Origin of the sequence: Pyrofollis japonicus (assembly GCF_033097485.1) — an archaeon.
GTDB lineage: Archaea > Thermoproteota > Thermoprotei_A > Sulfolobales > Pyrodictiaceae > Pyrofollis > Pyrofollis japonicus.
The window spans coordinates 730287-749924 of the sequence record NZ_AP028634.1 but is presented as its reverse complement, the minus strand read 5'-3'; the positions used below and the strand labels follow the sequence as shown (position 1 = coordinate 749924).

Below are 19638 nucleotides of genomic sequence, written 5' to 3'. Positions count from 1 at the left end.
TAAATGTAAATATTGATAGCGATATATATAGCACTATATTTACATATTAATGTGGCGAGAAAGGGTGACTCTGCCTAGAGAACGCCGTTTTAAACTACTAATAGCTATCGCCTTCGCAGCCATTGTCCTCATCTCTGCATCAAGCCACCTATCCAGAGCAGCCGACGAACTACAAATCTTGTTCAACAACTATGTCAAAGGAAAAGAGTCCGCTATAATTAACCTACACGTAGAAGTTCCCAAGGTGAACGCCGACTGGTGTACAGTCTACGTGGCAAGGTTTCCAACACCCTCTAATCCCGTAAAGAAAGGCGGCCTCGAACTAGTCGCCTTGAAGAGGACAAGGCCTGGGCAGAGCGTAGTCGTGAAAAGCTTCATAGAAAACGCCATACCGGTAGCCTATAAAAGAGACCCAGATATCGGAGCACTAAAAATACTGTATCGGGAACCACAAGAATACCTTATAAGCGTCAAGTGCTACAAGAAAATCAGCGATAGAAAAGCTAGGCTAGTAGGTGCATATACCCGTATCCATATCCACGAAGTTAGAATAAAGAAGCCAATAATGAGCGTAGAGATAAATGCAGGATTAGCGCAGCCAAAACCCGTCAAGCCAAAACCGGTTAGCATAAAGAAGCGCGACTATGGGACTTTAAACCTAGGTTCCGCTCCAAACTATGTTTCATGCAATTTCGGTAATAGCGATGTATGCGTAGCCTCAACGAGGCTTGCTAAGCTCAATAGTATTCCTGGCCTCGAGGTAACGTATAAGCTAGAGCTAAACCCTCCATCCGCTGTCTATCTATCAAGTTACATGAGCGACTGTGTTGAGTACGACCTGCTTACATGCGAGTGTAGTCAGTGGGGATCCTGGACTGAGTCCGGGAAGAAGCTTACACCTTCAAACGTTGTTGACGCTCCAGGTACGAATCCTGGAAGCGTCAGCGATGGTGAGAAGGGCTATGTATATGGCTTTGTAGAGTATGCAAAAGAATACATTCCGGGAAGCAGTGATGGCTTTGCTGGAGTATGTTATTTAGGACCATCATACCTGGTTTATCCGGTACAAATAAATGATTATGACGGTGTTTACCAGGTTGGGTACTATGTTCAGCCAAGTAGCCCTCCGCCATATGCAACTGGCCCCGTCAAAGGGAGCCGTGGACACCCCTTTGCCGATTATAGGGATAAAGTAAGGGAAACCGATGAGAAAATTGGTGTTTCGACAAGCATTTCTTTCTGTGCAAATGCGTGGCAAGCAATAGGCTTATGCGGGTCACTAAATATTGATGTCTATAAGGCTGGTAGACACGATTCACAATATACAACACCGCTATTCTTTATCTATGATAGAAGCGGACGAGATTTCGGCTGGTACTATTGGTGGTTTAAGGACAACGATCCCATGACCTACGAGGTAATGTTTTATACCCCCTTCCAGTCTTAGCTTTTTAACAAACACTACTTTATCTTTTTATTCTATGCTGCATGTATTGTTTATTATTATATTCCTCTCAGAAGCAGCTTATAGGTGAACCATTGCAGCGGGGGCGGTATTGCTCTATTGAAGCGTAGCTCGCTGTAATCTGCTCTTCCGAGGTAGCGGGAAGATGCCTTGTCGAGGACTCTTACATCTTCTTCTCTGAGCTTCAGCGTTGCTGCCCTTGCTGCATCCTCTACGTGCTTTCTCCTCCGGGCACCCACGACCGGGATAGCCTTCTTAGCGATAAGCCACGCTAGTGCAATCACGGCCTTTGAGACTCCGTGCTTCCTTTCAATAGTCTCTAAGGCTTCTTGTAGCCTCTTGTCGCGAGCAGCTCGGAGGAAGACAGGGTCAAGCATCCTTGCAGCATTGTCCGGCTTTGTCTTCCCTGCTAGAGCGCCCTTGGCCAGGGGCCCCCACGCCATAATCCTTACTCCTAGCCTTTGCGCCAGCGGTATGAGCCTCTTCTCCGGGACGCGGTGCGCGAGGCTATAGTGGACCTGGTCTACTAGTATCTCGTGCCTCTTAGCGCAGTGCGCGGCCTCCTCGAGGTCAGCAGCGTTGAAATTGCTGACACCGATATAGCTTGTCAATCCGTGCTCAACGAGCTTCTCAAGCAGCTTCACAACCCTGCACACTGTGAAGGGCCAGGGAGGAGGCCAATGATAGAGCACGATATCGGGGCGGCGCCCAAGCCTGCGCACTGAACCCTCTACGGCCTTCCGGAACCCGTTCCACGTCACCCGGAACCCTGCAACCTTGGTAACAATTACTGCTTCTCCGAGGCTTCTTAGCTTTCTAAGTGCCTCTCCTAGCAGCTTCTCGCTCCTACCGTTACCATAGATCTCGGCGGTGTCGAAGAGAACTATGCCGTGCTCAAGCGCAGCGCCAATTACCTCAACAGCTTCTCTTAGCCCGTACCTCCCCCAGAGCCTGCCCCCAGCCTGCCAAAAACCAATACCTATACCGGATACCCTTAGCTCGCACCTCTTGCCGAGACACGTCTCAGCGAGCACGGCCAAGAACACCGCTACGCAGCTAAGATGCCGAGACAAGCACCTTTTCGTAGCGTTGCTGATGCAGACCCTACTCTAGTTCGTGGATCTCCCTCTTCAGCTCCCGGGGCACGTACGGCTCCGTGTCGTAGCGTATATAGAACTCTTCAAACTCGCCCCTATAGGGCTCCCAGACTATGACCACCTTCCGTACGCGCGCCAGCGGTGGGCCGTGGTGGGCCCACTCAATCACCTTCTCCACGGCCTCTCTAGGCCCCTCAAGCACGGCTTCAACGCTTCCGTCGGGCATGTTGCGTACCCAGCCCTTGACGCCATGCTGGTCGGCAACCTCCTTCATAGTGGCTCGGAAGAACACTCCTTGCACCCTGCCATAGATGCGTAGATACGCCCTAACCATATCGCCTGCCAAGTATTCTCACCCCTCTCAAAGGGTCTTGGTGCGGCTTGTAGCCCCTCCGGTCCCCAATCACTTACTAAATCATAACTAGGCTGGCCCTGGTTTTAGCCCTGACGTTGTAAGCAACGTGTAGTACACGGATAGCCACGCGGCTTAGCAATCCTATATCCAAGGGACTCAAGGGTTTCAACAAACCGGGCAAAACCCATGGACAAGAGTCTTGTCCTCCTAAACCGGCTACGGGCAAACGATTCGGCGACACTGCTTCCCAGGAGCTTCCTTGCCTCGGCCGAGGCCTCGCGGAGCGACCCGCCGCTGAGCGGCAGTGGTGGCAGCACCCAGAACCCCTTACCGGTCAGCGCTACAGGCGCGTCTCCTCTTCTCCAGTAATGCGGCGAGAAAGCCAGCCTAGGATACGTAGCCAAGGCCCTGCTCCAGCCGAGGTCCGAGACATTGATAACGCGTTCGACAAGTATCCCCCCGACAAGGTATATGCCGGCAAGCCCCTTGGCTGCGAGGACGGCAAGACTTCTCCACTGCTTCTCTCCGAGCGCTTGTTCCTTGGCGAGGCCAGCAGCAAAGAGCACTACATCGCCCCCGCCAATCATCCTTGGTATTCGCCCTCTCGGGGCGTAGTAGCCCGTATAGAAGCCATGGTCTAGCCGCGGGTCATTGTGGAGCACGTATCGCCTCGGCATGTAGTCTGCTAGGCGTCTGGCCGTACATGGGCTAAGCACGCACTCTGGGTTCGTGAAGCAGGGCGGCCTCTGCGTCCTAAGGGGCTTTGTCTCTGGAATAGGTATCAGTGTTGGACAGCCCGTCGGGTGCAGCGCTGAGTAGAAGCCACTGGTAGAGGTATCAGCCCATGCTCTCAGCACGAGCAGCTTCTCCGTCATAGCCTCTCTCCCATATAGGCACCTCTCTAAGCGATTCTCCTTGAACGCGTGGTGGCAGTGGCTGATTCCTGTAAAGCGAGGCTTAAAAACTATTGTTCGGCCCCACTACTGGTGGAGAATACGCCTTGTCTACTCAAGAACTCTATGAGAAGGAACACTTATACCCCCCGGAGGAATACGTTCGCGTTGACCATGTCTCGTTGAAGGAGTTCGTTTCAAGCGTTTTCCAGAAGCTCGGTCTGCGCAAAGAATACGCCGACAAGATAGCCGATAACCTAGTCGCCGCAGACCTAATGGGCATCTCGAGCCACGGCGTGCAGAGAATTAGGCGCTACATTGGCGGCATAAAGGTCGGCTCAGTCAACATTAACCCCAATATAAGGATCGTAGCCGACGCTGGTGCAGCACTGCTCGTAGACGGCGACAACGGGCCAGGCCAGGTAGTCGGAACCTATGCCATGAACCTTGCAATAGAGAGGGCTAAGAAGCACGGAGTAGGCGTGGTCTTCGTCCGGAGAAGCCACCACTACGGCATAGCAGGCTACTATGCGCTAATGGCGGTAGAGCACAATATGATCGGGGTATCGATGACCAATGCGAGGCCCCTGGTCTCATACATAAATACTCTCAGCAAGTACCTCGGCACAAACCCAATAGCCATTGCCGCCCCCAGGAGGAATCCGCCACCCTTCCTCTTCGATGCGGCTACGAGCACGGTTCCGGTAGGCAAGATAGAGATCTACGCCAAGACAGGGAAGAAGGTTCCACACGGCTGGGCGGTGAGCCTCGAGGACGGGAGAGAGCTAACAGGGGACGCTGCTCCAATACTTGATGCCATAAAGAAGGGCAAGGCAGCACTGCTACCCCTGGGAGGATTGACTGAGGAGACAGGAGGCCACAAGGGGACAGGCTTCGCGTTGATAGTTGAGCTGCTCTCAGCGATAGTCAGTGGGGCAGCATGGACAGTGCACGTCAGGAACACCACTGACCCGCAGCCAGCAAACGTAGGCCACTTCTTCATGGCTATAAACATAGGTGCACTGGTGCCCATGGAGGAGTACTATGACCGCTTAGAGAAAATGATCGAGGAGATAAAGAGCCTGCCGAAGCACCCGCAGGCGGACAGAATATGGATTCCAGGCGAGAAAGCCTGGTACACGAAGCTAACAAGGGAGAAGAAGGGAGTACCCCTTCACCGCAACGTGTTCAACGACCTAAAGAAGGTTGCAGAAGAAGTAGGAGTACCCTTCACGGTCAAGGTGCTACAGGAGCACGCCTAAACGCGGCGGCATTAGCTACTTTGCCGCGCCTACCCGTAACCCCTTTTTCATCGTCGTAGATCTTTTCTCCCGCAGCAAACGCGTAGAGGATCCTCATACACCTCCTAGCCCTCCAGGCGTACGGTGTCAGCCTCGCCTTCGAGTAACGATTGTAGCTGCTTGCCTCACTCCACGAAGCCTCCGCGACGACAACATTGCCCCGGTAACCGGGCTCAAGCAACCCATAGACGTGTCCCAAGCCGAGAACCTTAGCGGGCCCAGCTGATACTAGGCGGAGAAACTCCGGAAGGGAAAGCATCCCCGCTGCCCCCACGAGGCAGTAGAGGATGAGCGGCCACTGCTCAAGCCAGGCAATCCCCGGGGGACAGGTAAGCGGGTCCCCCAGCTTCTCCTTCTCGCTGTGCGGTGCATGGTCGCTGGCAACAGTGTCCACGACGCCCTCCAGGAGGAGTTGCAGCATTAGCTGCCTTTCAGCGAATCCACGAATCGGGGGATTAACGCGATAGAGGCAGCCCTCTCCCGGCTCTAGGAACAGGTACGTGGGGGTTGTATCTGTGCTGAACCCCGCTCTCTTCGCGGCTAGGAGCGTTGAGGGACACGATACGTGTGTTACATGGATTTTCGCAGAGGGTTCCAGCGCCGCAATGTATTCAACCGCGGCCGTCTCCCATGAACAATTCCTAGCGGCTCTCCTCGCATCCTCGCTGTCCGCAACAGGCTTCTCCGCCTCCGGGAGCTCGGGGTGAACAACAACGAGGCCTTTGCCTCTGAGAAGCTTCTCTACAACACTGCCCCTCTTCTCCAAGTCGCCAGGATATATCTTGAAGCCTATCGCCCCAGCCTCTAGGAGCCTCGCTGCTTCATCGGCGTCGCTTGGCACTCCCGCGTAGACAGCGTAGTCTACGAGGCTCTCTTCTTCGAGGCTTTGCAGCTTCGCGGCAAGAGCCTCCACAGTGTCCAGCCTCGGCACAGTGTTAGGCATATCGCCTACAAGGGTTACACCAGCCGCGGCCGCGGCTGCAGTGCCGCTATATTCGTCCTCCTTGTAGCTAAGCATGAGCCCACGGAGGTGTACATGCAGATCAATGAAGCCCGGCATGACGAAGACGTCGCCGCGGCTACGCACATCGATAGTGTTTGTTGTCGCGGCTGCATCCTCCCTTATCTCCGCGATGAATCCGTTCCTTATCAGGAGGCAGCCCTCGCCCAGGAAGCCTCTAGCATCAACCAGGTTGCCGCAGACGACTGTTTCACCCATGCCTCGTAGCACCGCCTCCTAGCCGTTAACGGGGCACCCCATCCTGACCCACTGGGAGAGCTCTTTGGAGTCTAGGAAGGCACCGTCCCTGCACAGTAGCTTAGTGGTGCCTGGTATGGCGCACTTACCGCAAAACCCTAGCCCGCACCGAATAACCCTCTCCGGAGCCATGTAGAGCCTATCAGCTATCCTACGTTCTTGCTGGAGCTCGTAGAGCCTGCAAAGCATAGCGGGAGGCCCAGCTGCATAGGCCTCGCTGAACCCCCGGAGCTCCTCCTCCACCAAGGCATCGATGACTGTTCCGCGAACACCCTTGCTCCCATCCTCGGTCGCGTACAAGGTCTCCACGTCGCCGACATAGGGCTCTATGGGCGCCAGCTCGTCCCCACTCCTAGCGCCATAGACGAGGACGGTTTCCAGCCCCCTCTCCACCGCACTCCTAGCGATCGATGCAACGGAGGCAACTCCAACACCGCCTGCGACGAGCAGGATCCTCGGCCCAGTGGGGTTCACGGGCCTGCCCAGAGGCGCTATTACTCCCGCGTAGCGTGGCGGGTCTTGTACGATTTTTCGCGTAGTAGGCCCCCTCTCGGCTACCAGGAACACTACAACATCTTCGTCACTATATAGCGGGGTGAGCGGTATAGCCTCGTAGCCTGGTACCCAGAAATGGACAAACTGGCCAGGCAAAATATCCACGGAGTCGCCAAGGTAGCGGTACTCTAGGATAATGCCACGCTTGCTCCGCCAAACTACGCGGCCTAGCCCCAGACTAGTATACCTATACCGCGGAAGCCCCGCTGCCCTCCGCAGCCCAGCCCGGGTAACACCCATGCCGGCCTACCCGCCTATTAACTGCTTCACAACATCATCTTCAGACACAATGGTCCCACAGTACATGCACTGCAAACGCAGAGGACGGCGGCTCAGCACCCTGAACCTGGGCTTCACGGGCTCCCTGGGCTTCCTCGTAATACACGTGGGGTTAGTGCACTTCAATATACCCTCGACGATGCTGGGTAGCTCTACGCGCTTCTTCTCAACAACCTCGTAGTCGCGCACAATGTTTATAGTAGCGGTTGGCGCGACCAACGCTATCTTGTTAACCTCTTCGGGGCGGAGATGCCTATTCTCAATCTTAACTATGTCCTTGCGGCCAAGCCTGCGGCTCTCAACATTCATCACAACGGCTACTCTGAGGCCCTCCCTCCCCGTTATGCCGAGGATCCTCAGCACTACTAAGGCTCTCCCGGCAGGAATATGGTCTATGACTGTCCCGTCGCGTATCTTGCGGACGAGGAGTGCTTCCCCGGGGCTCATTTCTCCCACCCTCCGAGGACAAGGGCTAGCAAGGCCATGCGAACGGGTACTCCGTTACGGGCTTGGATGAAATAAGCCGCATACTTGGTCTCGTCCACGTCAAAGCTTATCTCGTCAACGCGTGGCAATGGATGCATAACCCTGAGTTCGGGCTTAGCGTGCTCCTCTAGGAGCCTCCGCGTAACCCGGTAGCTGCCCTTCACCTTCTCGTACTCACTCGGGTCCGGGAAGCGCTCCCGCTGAATACGCGTCACGTATAGCACGTCGAGCCCCCCTATCACTTCCTCCAGGCTGCCCGCCTCCTCGAACACGATCCCCCGCTGACGAAGAACCTCTAGGACCTCCTCCCTAGCCCGGAGCAGCGGAGGCGAGATGAGGTAGAGCTTCTTGGGACGAAACAGCGTCAACCCCAGGATGAAGCTTGTCGCCGCCCTACCATAGCGGAGGTCGCCGAGCACTCCGTACACCAGTCCATCCACTGAGCCAAACAGCTGCCTCACGGTATAGAGGTCTAGCATAGCCTGCGTCGGGTGATGCTGCTTCCCATCACCAGCGTTGATGACGGGGTGCTCCGCTACCTCTGCGGCGTAGAGCGCCGAGCCCTCGTACTTGTGCCTAATAACTATCGCGTCAGCGTAGCTATCGAGCATCCTGACAGTGTCGGCCAGGTTCTCGCCCTTAGCGATACTCGTTCCCTCCTCCCCGCTAAACCCGATAGTCTCGGCGCCAAGCCTCTTAGCAGCAGTGTCGAAGCTCAGCCTAGTCCGGGTAGAGGGCTCGAAGAAAGCCAGCGCCACCAGTTTGCCTTCGAGAAGCCTCGGAACACGGCCGCTGCGCAGAAACCTGTCCATCTCGTCTGCGACTAGGAAGAGCTCCTCAAGCATATCGCGAGAGAAATCGAGAATACTGATAACGTCGCGGCCAAGCCATGTGGCTCTAGCCGAGCCCACTAAGCCCTCGGCAATGCTTCAGCCATATAGCTCCCTTATAACCCTTAAGACGGTCTCCCTCTCAACAAGCCCCTCCTCGCCAGCAGCCTCCAAGACCTCTCTCAGCGTGGCCAGCCTCAACAACCGAACACCGAGCCCACTAAGCCTCTCACCCGCACCCTGCCCGCGATCAACAACCACCACGGCGTAGCAGGGCCTCCCACCAGCCTCCCTAACAGCCTCAGCTGCAGAGGCCAGGCTCGAACCAGTAGTAGCAACATCGTCAACTATGACTGAGCAACCTCTAACCACGCCCTCAACGCGGCGACCAGTACCATAACCCTTCTTCTCCGAGCGAACATAGGCAAGGGGTAGGCCAAGGCTCAGCGCAACCCCCGTAGCCCACGGCAACCCACCGGTAGCAACCCCGACAATAGTCTCGGCATCACCAGCCTCCGAGGCCACGAGGCCAGAAAGCATGGCAAGAACACGCCTAAACACGTCGGGAAAACTAGGCACAATCCTTAAGTCAACGTAGATCGGGCTACGAGCACCACTACTGAGAACAAACTCGCCAAACTTGATGGCACCAATGCGTATGAGGAGGCCTGCAAGCACCGTGGCTACGCTATCGTCTTGTCTAGCCATTGAGGCCTCGCCCAGGACTCAGACTAGGGTATTGACGCAAGGGCTCTAAACTCTTACCAAGAATCACCTAGTACACGTTCGTCCCGGCATCTGCTCCATTCAGAGGAGGGGTGTCAGGGTCGCTCCACCTGTCCCCACGGCCCGGGGAGAAGCTGGGCCACTTGTCGGCACGTCCCTACTACCTCATCCACCCAGGGGGAATGTTATTGTGTGGGCCGGTGTCCATATTTCTTGCGCCTTCTTGTTAGCGGTGTGCCTGGTAACCCTCTTACGCCTTGCCCGTGTACTATAGTCTCGGCGGCGGTGTGCTGGGGCGTTGCCTAGGAGGCTCTTCGGAACAGCTGGTATAAGGATGAAGTACCCCGGGGAGTTCGACGCTGTCCTCGCCTATAGGCTTGGCCTCGCGGCCGCAAAGGTTGTCGATGGGCGTGGCGAGGCCTACGTGGTCCACGATACTAGGACTACGGGGCCCCTGCTCACGTTGGCGTTCATGAGTGGCCTCATGGCTGGCGGCGTCTCGGCAGGCTACGTGGGCGTGGCCCCTACTCCTGTCGCGGCCTATGCTGCTAGTAGGCTCGGCGGCTCCCTCGGCGCCTCGGTTACGGCTAGCCATAATCCGCCAGAGTATAATGGGCTCAAGCTCTACGACAGCGAGGGCTACGAATTCACAAGGGACCTAGAGGAGAGAGTTGAAGAGCTCGTGGAGACGGCTGAGCCCGGTGATTGGCGGGTCGCCAAGGGCTTCTTCCACGCAGAGGAGGCTGTGAGCAAGTACATCGGGGAAATGGTTTCGAGGCTAGAGCCTTCACGGGTCAAGGCAAGGCCTAGGGTACTCGTGGACCCCGCGAACGGCGCCACCTACATGGTTACGCCCACCGTGCTGCGAATGCTAGGCGCCAGAGTGGTCACAGTGAACTCTAACCCGGACGGCTTCTTTCCCGGGAGGAGCCCAGAGCCCCGCAAAGATGTCCTCGAGCCCCTCCTGCCCTTCTACCGCGCAGCCAGCCCAGACCTCATACTAGCCCACGACGGTGACGGGGACCGGTTAGCAGTACTTGATCCCCGCGCTGGGTTCGTTAGGCAGGACCGCCTCATAGCCTTCTACGCCGCGCTCTTGCTGAGAGAGCGCAAAGGCACAGTAATAGTGAGCATCGATACGGGTAGGGTGGTTGACGTTGTTGCTGAGAGGCTCGGCGGCCGTGTAGAGCGTTACCGGCTGGGAAAAACCCATGAGAGACTAAAGCAGCTCGGAGCAAGCAATGTGGTTCTCGCAGCAGAGCCCTGGAAGCTAATAGACCCGAGATGGGGGCCCTGGGTTGACGGCGTATGGCAAGCAGCACTAGTAACCAAGACCCTTATCGAGGAAGGCAAGCCCCTGGCCACGCTGCTAGACGAGCTAGGCATACCCGACTACCCCTGGGACCGCAGGAGCTACCTCCTCGAGCCAACGAGCCTACGCGACAAGGTATACGAGGAGCTAGTTGAGGAGCTGAAGAGAGCCCTAGGAGAACCAGCCAAGGTGCTCAGCATCGATGGCATGCGCTACGAGTACGACGACGGCTCCTGGGTACTCGTGAGGAAGAGCGGCACAGAGCCAAAGCTACGGGTCTACAGCGAGGCCGAGACAAGGGACCGGCTCAGAGAAATAGTAGAGACCGTTGACAAGCTCGTTAAAAACGCAGTAGAAAGGCATGGAGGAAAGATAGTTGAGGTAACAATAGGCTAATGCTTCAAGCTTTGCATGCTTAAATTAAATCTTGGTAAACTTAAATAGCATGATTTCATAACACCATATTATAGTGTCGTGGAGCAAGGCAAGGAGGAATAGTAATTACCGTAACCCGGGCTAAGAACCAGGGTTTCCGGAGAAAAGGGTAAGCATCTTGCGCAGGCTTAGGCCTAGGATAAGCGTTGAGCTAGTAATCGGGGACCAGGTAGTAGTTGACGAGACCACCGGGAAGCTCCTACTCCTCATAGACAAGTGTGGCTCGATTCTCTGTGCCGCCAGGAGTCTGGGCCTTGCCTACTCCAGGGCGTGGGAGCGCATAAACAGAGTGGAGAGACTCCTCGGGGAAAAGATCGTAGAGGTCCAGAGAGGCGGGAGGAGAGGCGGAGGAGCAAGGCTCACCGATAGAGGCAAAGAGCTTCTCACAGTGTTTCTCGAGGCCTACCGCCGCGTCCACGGTGAGCCACCGAGCCTTCCCGCCCAGCAAGCCCTCCCCGCAGGCAGTGTCGTTGTCTATGCTGGTAGCCATGACGTCGCCCTTAGCCACCTAGTAGGCCTGGCTAGGGACGTGAACGTGCTCGTAGAGGCCCACTGGATTGGCTCAGTGAGGGGTCTCGCGGCACTAGTCCTCGGCGAAGCAGACCTGGCAGGGCTCCACGTCTATGACTCTGCCTCGGGGGAGTATAATATTGGGCTTGTGAGGAGCCTTGCGAAAGGTATTAGCATGGTTCTCGTCAAGGGGTATGAGCGGCTCCAAGGAGTTATAACGAGGCACGATATGAGCCTCAACGAGATAGCTGAAGGCCTTCTCGAGGGCCGTCTTACACTTATCAATCGAGAACAGGGAAGTGGGACAAGGATCCTATTGGAGTATTTTCTGAAGAAGTGGGCAGAGGAGCACGGGGCCCGTTTCGACCCGGCCCAGATAAGGGGATGGACACGGGAGGCGAGAACCCATGTAGAGGTTGCTGAGGCTGTTGCGCGCGGAGACGCCGATGTGGGGCTCGGGATACAGTGCGTAGCAGAGGCCTACGGACTAAGATTCGTGCCGGTGGCCTGGGAGCGCTTCGATATAGTGACAACGAGGCATTCTTTGGAGAGAAATGCTGTAAGAATACTTCTCGAGAAGTTCTGCTCCGACGAGTTCATGAAAGTGCTTCAGAGTCTTCGGGGCTACCGGGTCCCTGGAGACTTCTGCGAGAAAATCAAAGCCTAGATTGCAGTGCTGAAGGAAGCCCCTGGTCCTCTGCTAATAATTCGTTATCCGGCTTCGGATAACGGATAAATATTGTCCAATGGCTTTACAGTACCGGTGGACTAGGTGGGCACGCGCTTCGGCACAGCCCTCGCCGCCATCCTAGTCGTTGTCCTCGTTGCCACGCTCCTCTTGTACGAGAGCAGAGATCAGTGGCGTCTCCGGAAGGGCGGCGAGATAGTTGTCTGTAACGCCGGGTCACTCATCTTGCCGCTCCAGGAGCTCGCCAAGGGCTTTGAGAAAAAGTATGGTATCCGCGTCCTCCTCGAGCCAAGCGGCAGTGTTCTCGCGGTCCGAAAGGTGACAGAGCTCGGCAAGAACTGCGACATCGTCGCAGTCGCAGATTATAGGCTCATTCCGCGCATGATGGTTCCAGACTACGCCGACTGGTACATCGCCTTTGCCTCAAATAGCCTCGTCATAGTGTTCACGGATAAGTCGCGCTACGCCCAGGAAGCAATGAGCAGCAGCGGCGACCTCTCAGTATTCCGTATTCTCGCGCGCAACGGTGTCCGCTACGGGTTCTCCGACCCCAACCTAGACCCGTGTGGCTATCGAGCAGTAGGCGTCATAGGCCTCGCCTCTCTCGAGACGGGGAACACGTCTCTCCTCAAGAGCTTGATCATAGACAAGATTAGGGGCGCCCGCTACGAGGTAGTCAACGGTACGCTCCACATCTATATCCCGCCCAGCCCCGAGGCATCCGGGAACCTCGTTATTAGGCCGAAGAGCATAGACCTTATCTCATTGCTTGAAGCAGGCAGCCTAGACTACGCGTTCGAGTACAGCAGCGTCGCAGTACAGCATAATCTGAGCTACGTGGAGCTACCGCCCAGTATAAACCTGGCAGACCCGGGTATGGCCTCTAGGTATGCACGAGTGGTTGTGCACATAATGGCTGGCACGGACAAGGAGAAGGCGATACCAATGGCCCCAATAATCTACGGCGTAACGGTCCCCAAGAACGCCGAGCACCACAAGGAAGCAATACTCTTCGTAAAGTACCTTCTCAGCGAGGGCCGCAGCGTCTTCGAGGAAATGGGGCAGCCATTCCTCGAGAAACCCCTCGGCTATGGCAACCTACCGGAGGAGATAAGAGGCCTTGTCAGGCACGAGGGCTAAGCCACTCATAGTTATCCATGCGCTCGCCTCACTGCTCGTGATCTTCATAGCCCTACCTGTCTTCTCGCTCTTTGCGCGCCTAGAGCCCTCTGTCCTCAGAGAAGTCCTGGGCGAAACTATTCTCGCGGAGCAGGTTAGGAGCGCGTTCCGTGTCACACTAGAGGCCTCCCTCATAGCCGTCGCAGTGCTCCTTGCAGCGGGCGTTCCCCTGGCCTATGTTCTCGCCAGGTACGAGTTCTCCGGGAAACGAGTAGTAGAGACAATAGTGGATCTTCCCTTCGTCATGCCCCACGCTGTTGCAGGGATAATGTTGTTAACGGCCTACGGTAGGAACGGAGTAGCATCACCCCTGGTCAAGAGCCTGGGTGTTTGGCTCGAGGACAGCTTCGCAGGAGTAGTAGCGGTAATGGTGTTCGTGTCCGCCCCCCTCCTGGTTGACACAGTAAGGGCAGGCATAGAGAGCATAGACCCGATGACAGAGGCTGTTGCCCGAAGCCTCGGGGCGACGCAGCTACGAGTACTCCTAACCATAACGCTGCCCATGAGCCTCCGCCACATAGTCGCGGGAGCACTACTCGCATGGGCGAGGGCTGTTAGCGAGGTAGGGGCACTCCTAATAGTAGCCTACCACCCCAAGACCGTGAATGTGCTGATAATAGAGGTGCTGAACGCCTACGGCCTAGACTATGCGGTAGTTATCTCGGCTCTGCTCGCAGCTCTTGCAATCGCGGTCTTCGTAGCACTTCGTACGGTGACGCAGAAATGATGCTCATAGAGAACCTGGAAGTAGAGCTAGGTGGGTTCAAGCTCAGCATACCCCGCCTAGAGGTGGGGAGGAGAGAATACCTTGTAGTACTAGGCCCCAGCGGTGTAGGCAAAACAGTCCTAGTACTAACCATAGCCGGGATAATCAGGCCGAGACGCGGCCGCATAGTCATAGACGGGCGCGACGTAACCCACCTACCCCCAGAGGAGAGGGGAATAGCCCTAGTCCCCCAGAGCTACGCGCTCTTCCCACACATGACCGTATACGATAACATAGCCTACGGGCTCAGGGCTAGAAAGACGCCCAAGAACATAGTGGATGAGAAAGTAAGGGCAATCGCGAAGCACCTGGGGATAGAGCACCTCCTCGACAGGAAGCCAGCAACGCTCAGCGGCGGAGAACAACAAAGAGTAGCACTCGCAAGGGCACTAGTAGTGCAGCCAAAGCTGCTCCTCCTAGACGAGCCCCTAAGCGCACTGGATCCCGCGCTGAGACTGGTCGGGCGAAACCTGCTCAAGCAACTCCACAGAGAGATAGGGTTCACAGCGATCCACGTAACTCATAACCTGCCAGAAGCACTCCACCTAGCAACAAGAATAGCCTACATGAGGCACGGAACACTACACGGAGTATATAAGCCAAAACAATTCCTCGAAACACCCTACGCGAAACCATACCTCGAAGAACTAGCACCACTACTCGGCAAAGAATATGGACAAAGCAGCTAGGCATACTTATTTCCTCCTTTAATGTGCTTGTCAGCGATTTACCTTGGCTCTAGCGTTCGACAGGATACGAACATATGACGAAGAGCTGACCATGTAAGCTCGCCTCTAATGAGGTAGAATGTCATCGTGCGCCCTAGGCTAAGTAAAGCGTCTTATATAATGCTAAGCCTGTCACTGAACCTAGTTCCTGGAGGCGTTAAACCTTGTCTCGTGTTGTGACTATTCGTCTTCGTGTGCCAGCATGGGTTAGCGATGAAGACGTTGAACGAATTGTTAGAGAAATTGAAGAAATGCTTGAAAGTAGCATGCCCGTAGATGTTCTTAGGAGTATGCTTGGTGTAAAGGAGGAAGATCTAGTTGATAGACTAGAAGCTGTCGATTGGGAAAGGATTGAGGAGAAAGAAAAAGAGAGGCTAAGGAGGCTCTACGAGTCTTGACTATATATGATACTAGCATAGTAATAGATATAGCTAAGAAGGGAGAAACCATAGACGGTAGTATAACATCAATTACGCTAATTGAGTACCCAAAGATAATCTTTTATAGGAAGTTTAGAGGCAACGTAGAGTTCCCAATAAAGGAAGATTATATTGTTGCTCATAGACTACAGTTAAAGCTTATGGAGAAAGGTAATCCGCAGCAAGCAACAGATCTACTCATAGCAGCTATAGCGATAAGACTTAAAGAAGAACTAGTCACCAGGGATAAGGACTTTGAAGTCATAGCGAAAGCTGCCAAAGAGCTTGGTTACAACTTTAGGCTCAAGCTGGTAACAACCTTAGACTGATTTACGTCAGTTACCCAAGCTTGTAGGAAACCCTTAGACGTCAAGCCATAGGAACCTCAAGTGCTAGGCTCTGTACACGTATATTCCTCGGTGCATTATGCGTAGCTCTGTTACGGCTAGTTGGCCTTTGTCCCCCTCTGCCGGGTAGTCTAGGCTGAGCATGATCGTGCCCCTGCCCTCCAGCGCCTCCAGCGCCATCCTCACAGCCCTTGGCAACAGGTAGGCGTAGGCCACGTCAGCCCTTCGGGGCGAAAAAGTCGCCAAGTCCCCCTGTACCACGTCTACGAGGAGGCTCCTCGTGTTCTTCGCGGCCAGCTTTGCAAGCTCTGCGTCAAGCTCTAGGCATACAGCGTAGTAGCCCCGGGCCGCCACCCTACCCGTTATCTTCGCCGTGCCGCAGCCAGGCTCGTAGAACACAGGATTAGGCCTAGACAACGCAGCCCTCTCCAGGAACGCCTCGAGGAGCACCGTTATCGGCTCCTCGACATAGTCCTGGGTCGGCACGAAGGGCGACAATGAGCCGCCAACGCTCTCCACGGTGTGGAACGCGTCGTAGAGAAGCTCTATGGTCCGGCCAAGCTCCTCCGCATCCAGCTCCCTTGGCTCCCGGTTGTCCCCCAAGGCCCGCCTACACCAGTTATCCGATGCAACTGTCCCGAGAGGCCTAGCAGTAAGGGGTGTAGCGGCTCCTAATTACCCTACAGATACCAGCCCCTAGCCGCGACGGAGATGATTGTACGGGGAGCCTTTCTAGGCTTGTTTAAGCTCGCCCAGCAAGTGCTGCTTATCGGCTTCTACTCCTAGCTGTCTCAGCCGCTTCTCCAAGTAGTTTGCCATCGTCTCAAGCACTTCTTCTAGGGATGCGCCTTGCTGTATTAATGGTAGTATCTGCTCCTCAACCTCGTAGTATATCGGCACCCTCTGCTTCGCTACTGCTACGTGTTTCTTGAGGACTGGCTTGAGCCGCCTCATTGCCTCGTAGAGCATTCGTAGCTCCTTGTCCTCTTCGAGGCACTTGATTATCCGGTGTAGTGCGTGGCGCGCAGCTACCCCGGTCTTGCCCTCGCTGGTTACTGCTACGCGGAGCCCGCCGCCGTAGACCTCGCCGCTGTACGGTACCACTATCTCTGTCCTCTCGGCACTGGTGGCGTCGTTGACCCACTTCCTAGCCTTCTTGGCAAGCTCCCATACCCTGCTGTTGACTAGCTCGTTGTCCGTGGCTACTACGACTATGTCTGCCCACTCAACCAGGGGGCGCAGGAACTCCTTGTTGCCCGCGTCTCCCTCTACTAGTGTGAGCCGGTTGTTCTTCGCCGCGGCTTCTCGCAGCTTCTCGCTAAACTCCTTGGCGACTACTTTTACCTCTGCGCCAGCGTCTAGGAACATGAGAGCTCTCCGCGTCCCAACGCTTCCACCGCCGACGACGAGGACTCGTCTACCTCTCATCTCTAGCCATAGTGGTATGCGCAAGGGTTGGCGACACCTCTTCAGATACTGTTCCAGCGAGCCCTTTCCCGTGCCCGGGGTTGGCGTGTATCCCTTCTTATTGTTGGCGAGGAGCGGGGCCGAGCCGCTCCTCCGGGGCGGGGAAACAATTAAAGCATACTTGTTTCTAGTAAGAAATTGGTTCGGATAGCTTTGCGGCCTCCACAGCCAGTTCTCGGCCACCGAGGAGGCGTTTACCCTAAAAACATAGCTGTTAGCCACCACTACTTAGCGGGGTGAGGCCACGAGATGCCCATACCAAGGGACAAGATGAGGCTCGTCGAGCAGTTCTGTAGAGAGGAAGCCACCGCCACGAAGGCCTACGAGCTATTAGCGAGCAAGACTGGGGACAAGGAGCTGCGCAGAATACTGAAGGCGTTCGCCGAGCAGGAGAGGAGGCATATGGAGTTCTGGTCAAGGGTTCTCGGCAAGCACTGCGAGCCATACGGCTGGAAGCTGAAGGGGCTAAGCCTCCTCTACAAGCTCCTCGGCCCCGTGTTTGTGCTCCAGCTCCTGGAGAGAGGCGAAGAGGACGCTGTCCGCAGCTACAGGGAGTTCCTGCCCCACGTTGATGGCGAGGAGAGGAAAATACTCGAGAGCATCATAGCGGACGAGGAGACACATGAACACGAGCTCTTGGAGAGAGTTGAGGACGTCCGCGTAAAATACCTGGGCTACGTGGCCCTAGGCCTCGCCGACGCCATAGTAGAGATTACTGGCGTACACGCGGGCTTCCTAGGAGCAACCAGCAACACGATCATGGCCGGCGTCGCCGGCCTAGTAGTAGGCTTCTCCGCGGCACTCTCAATGGCTGGCGCAGCCTACCTGCAGGCAAAGCACGGAGGAGAAACAAAGCCCTCCACAAGCGCAATGGTGACCGGCGCCTCCTACATATTCTCCGTGGTACTCCTAGCCCTACCATACTTCCTAACACACAACATGCTACTAGCCTTCACCACATCACTACTACTAGCATTCCTACTGACCGGCGCCTTCACCTTCTACAGCACAGTAGTACAGGGCAAAAGCTTCACAAGAGAATTCCTAGAAAGCGCGACACTAATGATAGGGACAGCAATAGGCAGCTTCCTCTTCGGCGAACTACTAGGCAGAATATTCGGAATAGAAAACATAGAAACCTAAGCACCACGAGCAATTATAGCATCTTTGCAGAGTAAATACACAGACGTTACAACTCTTTCTCCATTTACCTAATACGTCCCTCTCCTGCATCCAGATAACGGATTACATTATCCTCAAATTATTTTCGAGCATATCCAGTATCGGTTATCCATGCTGAGCCCGTGTATACGGGCACCACGCTTACAATTCTCTTCTGAGTTAGAGGTGGTTATGACTCAACGATGGTGCTGGCCACCTGATAACCCCCTTACGACTCTCTATTGAGTTTTACATTTAGTGTAGTGTGGAGGGAGTCAGCCGGTGACAAGGGAATGTAAAGAATGGAGAGTCGGGGTTTCTCATTGGGTTGTGCGTAGGGTGAAGCGCTATCCTCAGCTGCGTAAGCGCCTCGATAGCCTAGTTGAAGAGCTAAAACATGATCCATACAGCGCGGCTGATAAGTTGCTTCGGGGACGCTGTAAAGGCATGCTTTCTAGGAGGCTTGGTGATTATCGTGTTATTTACCGTGTAATTGAGGATAAGTGCGAGGTTCTTATTGAGTGTGTTGGGCCTCGTGAAAGAGTGTATGAGGAGTGCTGCTAGCAGAGTAGCTCCCGGGCCTCCTTGCTGAGCACGCCCCTGTCGCAGAGCTGGAACAGTTTATCCAAGTCATCATAGTCTATGTATATGTCGGGGGTTCCGCGGTGGTTTAGTCTTACTCGCGCCCTTACCCCGTGGCGGCGAAGCTCCTCCATAATCCTTTGGAGTACCTCCTGAGGTACTATCTCCTCAACGGTATTCCTAGCTACATCCACGTGAGCCATCTTCCGCATTCCCGTAGGAGAATAAGCTGCCAGCAAATATATACTATGCTCGAATGCTGCACAGTTTAGAGTCGAGTACTTCAACATCAGTCTTGTCCCTGGTTTCTCTTGTTCTCTAAGCCCGTGTATGCCCGGTCTACATAACCCGCATTGATAATTCTGATAAAGAAATTATTAATGCCATCGCCGTGGACGCGGTAATTAGGCCTTTGAGTCGGCATCGAGGGCGGAGCATCATCTCCCAGCAGGCTTAGAGTAGCGGGGGGTTCTGGAACTGTGTTCCCGGGAAGACATATGCGGCTTGCTGCATTACTCCTAGCAATACATGCCGCACTGCCCGCGATAACGGTCGTGGCCCACACTGCCGGCGGCACCGAGACGGCTAGCCTAAGGGAGCTGGCGACGGCTTCGCGACGATACTGGCGCTCATAGGGGCTATAGCCTACCTCTGGAGTGCGCGGATATAGCGAAGAGCAGCTAGGCCTAGGCGGTGACCGTGGCTGTTATTGTTGCCTGGGTCTCGGGGCAGGGTGGCGGCTCTCTCGGCGCCGCCGGGGGGAGGCGGTTGGGTTCAGATGTTCTGCCCGCCAGCGAGC

Annotated in this window: 23 protein-coding genes; 11 read left to right on the top strand and 12 right to left on the bottom strand. The window is 55.3% G+C overall.

Features of this window, described 5'->3' with window-relative positions; all coding sequences use genetic code 11:
- The first annotated feature begins 64 nt into the window (after window positions 1-64).
- On the top strand, window positions 65-1447 hold the full coding sequence (locus SBG41_RS03760; RefSeq protein ID WP_317896215.1) for a hypothetical protein: 1383 nt from the start codon (window positions 65-67) through the stop codon (window positions 1445-1447).
- A gap of 56 nt (window positions 1448-1503) precedes the next feature.
- Here SBG41_RS03760 and SBG41_RS03755 read toward each other — a convergent pair whose 3' ends face one another.
- From SBG41_RS03755 to SBG41_RS03745, 3 genes are all read right to left on the bottom strand, one after another.
- A complete protein-coding gene (locus tag SBG41_RS03755) occupies window positions 1504-2538 on the bottom strand; it encodes an aldo/keto reductase (RefSeq protein ID WP_317896214.1) in 1035 nt (344 codons plus the stop codon).
- 31 nt (window positions 2539-2569) lie between these two features.
- Window positions 2570-2896, bottom strand: a complete 327-nt coding sequence (locus SBG41_RS03750; protein WP_397470779.1) for an acylphosphatase — start codon at window positions 2894-2896, stop codon at window positions 2570-2572.
- A gap of 104 nt (window positions 2897-3000) precedes the next feature.
- Complete coding sequence (locus SBG41_RS03745; RefSeq protein ID WP_317896212.1) at window positions 3001-3792, bottom strand: Nmad3 family putative nucleotide modification protein; 792 nt, start codon at window positions 3790-3792, stop codon at window positions 3001-3003.
- Between the two features lie 125 nt (window positions 3793-3917).
- Here SBG41_RS03745 and SBG41_RS03740 point away from each other — a divergent pair, with 125 nt between their 5' ends.
- Window positions 3918-5072 carry an Ldh family oxidoreductase gene (locus tag SBG41_RS03740; RefSeq protein WP_317896211.1) on the top strand — a complete coding sequence of 385 codons (1155 nt, stop codon included), beginning with the start codon at window positions 3918-3920 and terminating at the stop codon, window positions 5070-5072.
- On the opposite strand, the gene pyrC is transcribed toward SBG41_RS03740, so the two are convergent.
- From pyrC to pyrE, 5 genes are read right to left on the bottom strand one after another with little or no spacing between them, the layout of a single operon-like run.
- Window positions 5047-6330, bottom strand: a complete 1284-nt coding sequence (pyrC, locus tag SBG41_RS03735; RefSeq protein WP_317896210.1) for a dihydroorotase — start codon at window positions 6328-6330, stop codon at window positions 5047-5049. The genes SBG41_RS03740 and pyrC overlap by 26 nt on opposite strands.
- 18 nt (window positions 6331-6348) lie before the next feature.
- Window positions 6349-7164 carry an iron-sulfur cluster-binding protein gene (locus SBG41_RS03730; RefSeq protein WP_317896209.1) on the bottom strand — a complete coding sequence of 272 codons (816 nt, stop codon included), beginning with the start codon at window positions 7162-7164 and terminating at the stop codon, window positions 6349-6351.
- Window positions 7165-7170: 6 nt separating this feature from the next.
- A complete protein-coding gene (pyrI, locus tag SBG41_RS03725; protein ID WP_317896208.1) occupies window positions 7171-7650 on the bottom strand; it encodes an aspartate carbamoyltransferase regulatory subunit in 480 nt (159 codons plus the stop codon).
- Complete coding sequence (gene pyrB / locus SBG41_RS03720; protein ID WP_317896207.1) at window positions 7647-8600, bottom strand: aspartate carbamoyltransferase; 954 nt, start codon at window positions 8598-8600, stop codon at window positions 7647-7649. Before pyrB ends, pyrI begins: the two co-directional genes overlap by 4 nt.
- Window positions 8601-8618: 18 nt before the next feature.
- On the bottom strand, window positions 8619-9227 hold the full coding sequence (pyrE, locus tag SBG41_RS03715; protein WP_317896206.1) for an orotate phosphoribosyltransferase: 609 nt from the start codon (window positions 9225-9227) through the stop codon (window positions 8619-8621).
- 316 nt (window positions 9228-9543) lie between these two features.
- Between pyrE and SBG41_RS03710 the strand changes: the two genes are divergently transcribed.
- The 7 genes from SBG41_RS03710 (at window position 9544) to SBG41_RS03680 (ending at window position 15611) form a co-directional block, all read left to right on the top strand.
- Window positions 9544-10953, top strand: coding sequence for a phosphohexomutase domain-containing protein (locus SBG41_RS03710; protein ID WP_317896205.1), 1410 nt, complete (start codon window positions 9544-9546; stop codon window positions 10951-10953).
- Window positions 10954-11110: 157 nt separating this feature from the next.
- Complete coding sequence (locus tag SBG41_RS03705) at window positions 11111-12169, top strand: substrate-binding domain-containing protein (RefSeq protein ID WP_317896204.1); 1059 nt, start codon at window positions 11111-11113, stop codon at window positions 12167-12169.
- A gap of 105 nt (window positions 12170-12274) precedes the next feature.
- Window positions 12275-13330, top strand: a complete 1056-nt coding sequence (gene wtpA / locus SBG41_RS03700; RefSeq protein ID WP_317896203.1) for a tungstate ABC transporter substrate-binding protein WtpA — start codon at window positions 12275-12277, stop codon at window positions 13328-13330.
- Window positions 13311-14096, top strand: coding sequence for an ABC transporter permease (locus tag SBG41_RS03695; RefSeq protein WP_317896202.1), 786 nt, complete (start codon window positions 13311-13313; stop codon window positions 14094-14096). Before wtpA ends, SBG41_RS03695 begins: the two co-directional genes overlap by 20 nt.
- Window positions 14093-14824 carry an ATP-binding cassette domain-containing protein gene (locus SBG41_RS03690; RefSeq protein ID WP_317896201.1) on the top strand — a complete coding sequence of 244 codons (732 nt, stop codon included), beginning with the start codon at window positions 14093-14095 and terminating at the stop codon, window positions 14822-14824. Before SBG41_RS03695 ends, SBG41_RS03690 begins: the two co-directional genes overlap by 4 nt.
- Before the next feature lie 203 nt (window positions 14825-15027).
- On the top strand, window positions 15028-15261 hold the full coding sequence (locus tag SBG41_RS03685; RefSeq protein WP_317896200.1) for a hypothetical protein: 234 nt from the start codon (window positions 15028-15030) through the stop codon (window positions 15259-15261).
- Window positions 15258-15611, top strand: coding sequence for a PIN domain-containing protein (locus tag SBG41_RS03680; RefSeq protein WP_317896199.1), 354 nt, complete (start codon window positions 15258-15260; stop codon window positions 15609-15611). Before SBG41_RS03685 ends, SBG41_RS03680 begins: the two co-directional genes overlap by 4 nt.
- A gap of 63 nt (window positions 15612-15674) precedes the next feature.
- Here SBG41_RS03680 and SBG41_RS03675 read toward each other — a convergent pair whose 3' ends face one another.
- Window positions 15675-16232 (bottom strand): methyltransferase domain-containing protein, encoded by a 558-nt coding sequence (locus tag SBG41_RS03675; protein WP_317896198.1) that lies wholly within the window; start codon window positions 16230-16232, stop codon window positions 15675-15677.
- Window positions 16233-16361: 129 nt separating this feature from the next.
- Window positions 16362-17081 carry a precorrin-2 dehydrogenase/sirohydrochlorin ferrochelatase family protein gene (locus SBG41_RS03670; protein ID WP_317896197.1) on the bottom strand — a complete coding sequence of 240 codons (720 nt, stop codon included), beginning with the start codon at window positions 17079-17081 and terminating at the stop codon, window positions 16362-16364.
- A gap of 264 nt (window positions 17082-17345) precedes the next feature.
- On the opposite strand from SBG41_RS03670, the gene SBG41_RS03665 reads away from it, so the two are divergent.
- Window positions 17346-18239, top strand: a complete 894-nt coding sequence (locus tag SBG41_RS03665; RefSeq protein ID WP_317896196.1) for a VIT1/CCC1 transporter family protein — start codon at window positions 17346-17348, stop codon at window positions 18237-18239.
- Between the two features lie 300 nt (window positions 18240-18539).
- The gene (locus SBG41_RS03660) at window positions 18540-18821 is read left to right on the top strand and encodes a type II toxin-antitoxin system RelE family toxin (RefSeq protein WP_317896195.1); all 282 of its coding nucleotides are present in this window, start codon (window positions 18540-18542) and stop codon (window positions 18819-18821) included.
- Here SBG41_RS03660 and SBG41_RS03655 read toward each other — a convergent pair.
- Entirely contained in the window at window positions 18818-19042 is a 225-nt protein-coding gene (locus SBG41_RS03655) for a hypothetical protein (protein WP_317896194.1), read from the bottom strand. The two genes, SBG41_RS03660 and SBG41_RS03655, sit on opposite strands and share 4 nt — an antisense overlap.
- Window positions 19043-19128: 86 nt before the next feature.
- Window positions 19129-19416, bottom strand: coding sequence for a hypothetical protein (locus tag SBG41_RS03650; RefSeq protein ID WP_317896193.1), 288 nt, complete (start codon window positions 19414-19416; stop codon window positions 19129-19131).
- Between the last annotated feature and the right edge of the window lie 222 nt (window positions 19417-19638).

What these genes read in the sequence shown, in the direction of transcription:
- SBG41_RS03655 (WP_317896194.1), bottom strand. Translation starts at nt 19,042, where the DNA reads ATGGCTCACGTGGATGTAGCTAGGAATACCGTTGAGGAGATAGTACCT.
- SBG41_RS03690 (WP_317896201.1), top strand. Translation starts at nt 14,093, where the DNA reads ATGATGCTCATAGAGAACCTGGAAGTAGAGCTAGGTGGGTTCAAGCTC.
- SBG41_RS03750 (WP_397470779.1), bottom strand. Translation starts at nt 2,896, where the DNA reads ATGGTTAGGGCGTATCTACGCATCTATGGCAGGGTGCAAGGAGTGTTC.
- pyrE (WP_317896206.1), bottom strand. Translation starts at nt 9,227, where the DNA reads ATGGCTAGACAAGACGATAGCGTAGCCACGGTGCTTGCAGGCCTCCTC.
- SBG41_RS03665 (WP_317896196.1), top strand. Translation starts at nt 17,346, where the DNA reads ATGCCCATACCAAGGGACAAGATGAGGCTCGTCGAGCAGTTCTGTAGA.
- SBG41_RS03730 (WP_317896209.1), bottom strand. Translation starts at nt 7,164, where the DNA reads ATGGGTGTTACCCGGGCTGGGCTGCGGAGGGCAGCGGGGCTTCCGCGG.
- pyrI (WP_317896208.1), bottom strand. Translation starts at nt 7,650, where the DNA reads ATGAGCCCCGGGGAAGCACTCCTCGTCCGCAAGATACGCGACGGGACA.
- SBG41_RS03745 (WP_317896212.1), bottom strand. Translation starts at nt 3,792, where the DNA reads ATGACGGAGAAGCTGCTCGTGCTGAGAGCATGGGCTGATACCTCTACC.
- pyrC (WP_317896210.1), bottom strand. Translation starts at nt 6,330, where the DNA reads ATGGGTGAAACAGTCGTCTGCGGCAACCTGGTTGATGCTAGAGGCTTC.